4 protein-coding genes and 1 pseudogene are annotated in these 5687 nt (G+C 57.3%); 2 read left to right on the top strand and 3 right to left on the bottom strand.

The window, feature by feature from the left end; all coding sequences use genetic code 11:
• Positions 1-378 (top strand): annotated as a pseudogene (locus Q0239_RS16915) (SAM-dependent DNA methyltransferase); the annotation flags it as partial.
• Positions 375-2051, top strand: a complete 1677-nt coding sequence (locus Q0239_RS16910) for a DEAD/DEAH box helicase family protein (RefSeq protein WP_298605041.1) — start codon at positions 375-377, stop codon at positions 2049-2051. The pseudogene Q0239_RS16915 and the gene Q0239_RS16910, both read left to right, overlap by 4 nt.
• Here the strand turns inward: Q0239_RS16910 and Q0239_RS16905 are convergent.
• The 3 genes from Q0239_RS16905 to Q0239_RS16895 form a co-directional block, all read right to left on the bottom strand.
• Positions 2041-3327 (bottom strand): HlyD family type I secretion periplasmic adaptor subunit, encoded by a 1287-nt coding sequence (locus Q0239_RS16905; RefSeq protein ID WP_298605039.1) that lies wholly within the window; start codon positions 3325-3327, stop codon positions 2041-2043. The two genes, Q0239_RS16910 and Q0239_RS16905, sit on opposite strands and share 11 nt — an antisense overlap.
• Positions 3327-5072 carry a type I secretion system permease/ATPase gene (locus tag Q0239_RS16900; RefSeq protein ID WP_298605037.1) on the bottom strand — a complete coding sequence of 582 codons (1746 nt, stop codon included), beginning with the start codon at positions 5070-5072 and terminating at the stop codon, positions 3327-3329. The genes Q0239_RS16905 and Q0239_RS16900 overlap by 1 nt, the downstream gene beginning before the upstream one ends.
• A gap of 169 nt (positions 5073-5241) precedes the next feature.
• Positions 5242-5687 (bottom strand): hypothetical protein (locus Q0239_RS16895; protein ID WP_298605035.1); only part of this gene is annotated, 446 nt, incomplete at its 5' end.

Genomic DNA, 5687 nt, shown 5'->3' with positions numbered 1-5687 from the left:
CTGGCGGACAATATCGCCGAATGCCGCGCAAACATGCTTGAAGTCTTCGCCGCCTATTTAAAACTCAAAGAGGCCGACGAGCTGTATCGCGCCGCCGAGCATGTTCTGTCGCTGAATCTGATTCACGGCGACGCGATGACAATGCGCGATCATGCTGGTGATCCGATCTTGGTGGTTGAGTGGGGCTATATGGGCAAGGGCAAGTTTCAGCGCCGTGATTTCCGGCTGGACCGACTGACCGGCATGGCCGCGTTCCGGGAAGAAGGAACACTGTTTGCCGGATTGGGCCGCCATGAGATATTTCAGCCGACGCCCGACCGCTACCCGCCCATGACGATACGCGAACTTGCGGCGCAAGAGCCGGAGCCTGTCCAATGAATGTGCAGCTCCCCGCGCCCCTTCGCGGGCGCAATCCGGATGTGCTGACGTGCATTGCCAATCTGTCGAACGACGAGGTGTTTACACCGCCCGAATTTGCGAACCGGATGGCCGAACAGCTCAAGACGGCGGCGATCACCAATTACACCATCGAACTCGATGAAAGCGCCGCGCGCGATGATGGCAGCATCATCACCGATCACGCCGTCCGCGCCGCGCTCGCCGCCAAGGGCTTTGCCAACGCGCAGCTTGAATGGATGCACTGCACCGTTGCGGATGTCCGCACCGTGCTGACTGAGCTGCGGACAGGCCAGACCTTTGCTGGCACCCATCACGAAACCTTCCCGCCCCGCGAAGAACAGGCGGCGGCAGTCGAGCAGACCTACGCCTATTTCCAGTCGCGCTGGCAGGAGGATGCGAACGCCGTTCCGCGCTTCCTGTGGAACGCCAAGATGCGCTTCGGCAAAACCTTCACCAGCTATCAACTCGCCAAGCGGCTGGGGGCAAAGCGCGTCTTGGTCGTGACGTTCAAACCCGCTGTCGAGGATGCCTGGCGCACCGATCTTGAAAACCATGTCGATTTCGACGGCTGGCAATATCTCTCACGAAACACCGGGGGTGACCCGCGCGCGGTGCCCAAGGACACACCCCTGGTCTATTTCGGTTCGTTCCAGGACTTGCTCGGTAAGGAAGGCGGCGCGATCAAGGCGCGGAACGAATGGATTCACGAGATCAATTGGGATCTCGTCGTCTTCGACGAATATCACTTCGGCGCGTGGCGTGAGAGCGCCAAGGAGCTGTTCGAAGGTGAAGAAGAGGCCATCGCCCGTGAAGAGGCCGCCCTTACGGCGAGCACGGAGAAGCTTATCGAGCGGATCAACCAAAAGGCGGCGGATTTACAGCAACCTCTGGAGCCCGAGACGGATTTCCTGCCGATCACTACCCGTGCCTATCTCTACCTCTCCGGCACGCCGTTTCGACAGATCAGGACGGGCGAGTTCATTGAGGAGCAGATTTTCAACTGGACTTACACGGACGAACAGCGCGCCAAACAGGCGTTCGGCGCGGCCAATCCGGGCGAGCGCAACCCCTATGGCGCGCTGCCGATGGTCAGCCTGTTCACCTATCAGATGCCCGATGAGCTGACCGCCATCGCCAGCCAGGGCGAGTTTGACGAGTTTGATCTCAATGAGTTTTTCTCGGCTAGCGGCACTGGCGTGCTCGCGACGTTCAAGCACAAAGATGATGTGCAGAAATGGCTGAACATCATTCGAGGCTCTTACAACCCGCAGACGGTGGACCAATTGAAATCGGGTACGAAGGCGCCTTTTCCTTATGAGAATGCGCGGCTGTTGCCCTATCTCAACCACGCCTTCTGGTTCCTGCCCAATGTCGCATCGTGTCAGGCCATGGCCAACCTGCTGGAGGAAAAGCAGAATATATTCTGGCACGACTACAAGGTTGTCGTCGCGGCAGGGACGGCGGCAGGGATCGGGCTTGCTGCGCTTGATCCGGTACGCAAGGCCATTGGCGGCGGGCATGACAGCAAGTCGATCACGCTCTCTTGCGGCAAGCTGACCACGGGTGTCACAGTGCCGCAATGGTCGTCGATCCTGATGCTGCGCAATCTGCAATCGCCCGAAACCTATTTTCAGGCAGCGTTCAGGATGTGATCACCAAGCTGGAACCAGACCTGTTCCTGACCGTGACCGGGCTGACGGTGGAGGACTTCCATTTGCTGGTGCGGTTGGGTTTGCCATTGCTGTCGCTCAAAGCTTTGCCGACTGTTCGCACCTCGACCGAGTAGAAGCTCTCTTTCAGAGCTTCGTTGTAAATCGCATCAGGAGAAATCGAGACGACTTCACCCTGCATCCAGCCGAAAATTGCCGAATTATATGCGGTTATTTCAATGCGTGCTTTCTGACCCAGCCTAACATTGGCGATATCCGAAGGACGCACCGATGCATTGATCAAAAGAACGGTTTCGACGGGGACGATTTCGACTACAGGTTCTCCGGCTGCGACTGAACCGCCCACTGTGTTCACCAGCACCCGATTAACAATGCCGGACATGGGTGCGCGGATGACGGTGCGACTGACCTTGTCCTGAAGTGCGGGTAGGGTGCTTTTCTGCGAGGCAAGATCGGCCTGCACCTGCGTCAGTTCATTTGCGGCACGTGACTTCCAGTCGCTGCGCTGCTGGGCAAGGCTGGCGCGTGCCTCTGCGACGCCGGACTGCGCGCGCGACAGCGCCGAATTAGCAGCATCAACCTCACTGCGTGCGACCGAAGCCGCATTTTCGGCGCGAACAAGATCGATTTTCGGAACGATGAGCTTTTCAGCAAGCGGACGGATCATATCGAGCTCGCGCTCGGCGGCATTCAACGAGGACCGTTTAGCCGCCAGCGAGGCTTGTGCTTCTGCTACCTGGCGGGATGCTTGCGATACCCGCGCTTCCGCAGCGGCAATCAAACTGGAATATTCAGACCGTCTGGAGGCATATAGGGATTGCTCCATTTGCGTCTGTACGTCCTGCGCATTGGCAGACGCCAAGGATGGTGTTTTACCAAGAACCTCACTGCGCAGTCGGTCCGCCTTTGCCTCCAATGCTTTGACCCCGGCCTCACTGCTATCATAAGCTGCCCCGGAAAGCGTCGGGCTCAACCGGATTAACGCCGCTCCCTTTTGCACGCGATCACCAGGTTTAACGTTTATGGCCTCGACAACACCGCCTTCCAGGTTGGAAACGACTTGAAGCTTTGCGCTCGGAATGACCTGGCCGTTCGCCCGAACAGTTCTATCGATCTTGGTGAAGCTGGCCCAGATGATAGCAACAAGAAAAAGCGTTGCGATCAGGTAGAGCAAGAAATTTGCCGCGCGACGTGGTTCGACAGCCAATATACGGTCTTCATATCGCTGGATCGCGGCATAGGGGACCAATTCAGTCATTAACGTGCTTTCAGCAGGGATATTTTTTGCGCGATTTGGTCGGGCGGACCGTCTACAACCACGCGACCGCGCGACATAAGAATGACACGGTCGACCAGTGCGAGCAGCGAAGGCCGGTGGGTGACGAGTATCAAGGTGCGACCCGAGAGCTCCTCTTTCAACCGGTTTACGACGGCAGCCTCGGTATCGGTATCGATAGCCGAAGTCGGTTCGTCGAGGACCATGATTGGCGGGCTGCCATACATGGCTCGGGCCAATGCGATCGACTGCCTCTGGCCTCCTGAAAGTCCTTCGCCACGGTCACTCAGCCGCAGGTCATAGCCGTGGGGCAGTGTTGCAATGAAATCATGAGCGCCCGCAATTTGTGACACGCGCATCAGTTCTTCGTCGTCCTCGGATCGCCCGAGACGGATATTGTCGCGAATGGTTCCGGTCAGCAGGCTATTGTCCTGCAGCAAGGTTCCTACCTTCGACCGGAATGTCGTCGGCTCCATTTGCCGGATGTCGATACCATCGACGAGAACCAGGCCGGATGCCGGTTCATATAGTCCGGTAATCAACTTTGCGATTGTCGACTTGCCCGATCCGATCGGACCAATCAGCGCAACATGCTCACCAGGATTAATCCGCAGGTTCACATTACGCAGCGCCAGTTCGGCGGCGTCGGGGTAGCGGAAATCCACGTCGCGAAATTCGATTCCGCCCTCCAGCAGCATCGGCACTGATAATCCCGGTGTGCTGCGTTCGTCGGGCTGCTCCATCAGAGCATCGATCTGCTTGTAGGCGCTGCGGGCCGAATGCACGCGGGTCAAAAGCTGAGCGATCTGTGTCAGGGGGGCAACAGCCCGCCCAGCCAGGATAGAGCAAGCGATGAGGGCCCCCATCGTCATGCTCTGGTCGGCAATCTTGAAGACGCCGACAAAAACCACCCCGGCATAACAAAGCGATTGCGCGCTCATCGCGCTGTTGATGCCAAGGTTTGAGATAATTCTTTGCCGCAAGGATACGGCAGAATGCCGCTCGACCGCTCCGTCGTAACGCATATCCAGCATTGGTCCTGCGCCGGCAACCTTGACAGTCTCAAGGCTACCGATCGCTTCGACAAGCACAGCATGTTTCGAAAGTGAATTGCCGAGCAGCTGAGACGATTGCGCGCGGAGCGCTGGCTGCAATGCCAGGCCAATCAACAGCACAACCGGAATCAATATAATCGGAACCCAGACCACACTGCCGCCAATCAGAGCGATTACCAGCAATGTCAGGAAAATGAACGGGACATCGACCAGCGCCGTGATCGTTGCAGAGGCCATGAAGTCCCGAATGGTATCTACTTCGCGAACGATAGCCGAAAGCCCGCCGATAGAGCCGCGTCGCTGGTCTAGCCGCATCGACAATATCTTGGCAAAAATCTCTCGGCCAACACGTTGGTCGATGCGCGATCCCGCTACATCAACGAAATAGGCTCGCAACCCCTTGATGATGAAATCAAAGACGATGATGATCACCAAGCCGATGGTCAGCCCGATAAGCGAAGCATAGGCGCTTGTCGGGATCACCCGGTCGTAGACAGTCATCGTGTAGAGCGAGGTGAAGATCGCAAAAATGTTGATCAGCGCCGCCGCCAGGAGAACGCGGGCATAAAGCCAGCGATTCTCCTCAATCGGTTTGGCAAGCCAGGGCGATAACCCCAGCCGCCTTTCGAGCACCAGAAAGGATCCGGTTTCTTCTTCCGGTAGTCCGTTCATTCGCCCCCCTTTACTGACATCGTCAAGCCGTCCTTAGACCACCATCATCTGCTCAGTTGTCATGATAGACGAGTCATGGACGGCATCCCCGCTCGGATAATCCGCCAGGCCCACATATTCGGCACTTTGAACAACTTTCAGCGCAGTCGCGAACGTACCGTCGTCACGATCATGCGCATATTGTGTGCCGCCCGGTCTGGCCGTGATTATTGTAGTAATCGAGAGCGTTATGCATCTGGCTTGCGGAATGGCTATCGCCGGCGAATTGCGGCGAATTCCACTGCGTCGTGTTCGTCTTCACCACCGCATGTGACGGATCGTAGATGTCGAACGTCTCGGTCTTCAAATTGTCGGCCAGATTATTGTGGGCACCGTTGCCGTTCTTGCCACCAAATGTCTGCAGCCAGTCGACCGCGTCGTCGATATAATGCTGCGGGCTTTTTGCGTCCGTATCTGCATCGCCGATGTTGTTTCCGGCGAGGAAGTTGAGCCAGGTGGCAACCACATCGCGACCGAGCATCTGGACGCCGTCACCTTTCGCTGTTTTCTGCGAAGCGTCGATCAGTTGCTTCGCATCGCTAAGACCGATGAACAGGGTGTCTTCTGGGCCCTCAA

It is taken from the genome of uncultured Sphingorhabdus sp. (assembly GCF_937872355.1).
Taxonomy (GTDB): domain Bacteria; phylum Pseudomonadota; class Alphaproteobacteria; order Sphingomonadales; family Sphingomonadaceae; genus Sphingorhabdus_B.
This window is presented reverse-complemented; position numbering and strand designations above follow the sequence as displayed.

Excerpts from the sequence above, each read along its gene's own strand:
- Q0239_RS16910 (WP_298605041.1), top strand. The coding sequence starts at position 375 with ATGAATGTGCAGCTCCCCGCGCCCCTTCGCGGGCGCAATCCGGATGTG.
- Q0239_RS16905 (WP_298605039.1), bottom strand. The coding sequence starts at position 3,327 with ATGACTGAATTGGTCCCCTATGCCGCGATCCAGCGATATGAAGACCGT.
- Q0239_RS16900 (WP_298605037.1), bottom strand. The coding sequence starts at position 5,072 with ATGAACGGACTACCGGAAGAAGAAACCGGATCCTTTCTGGTGCTCGAA.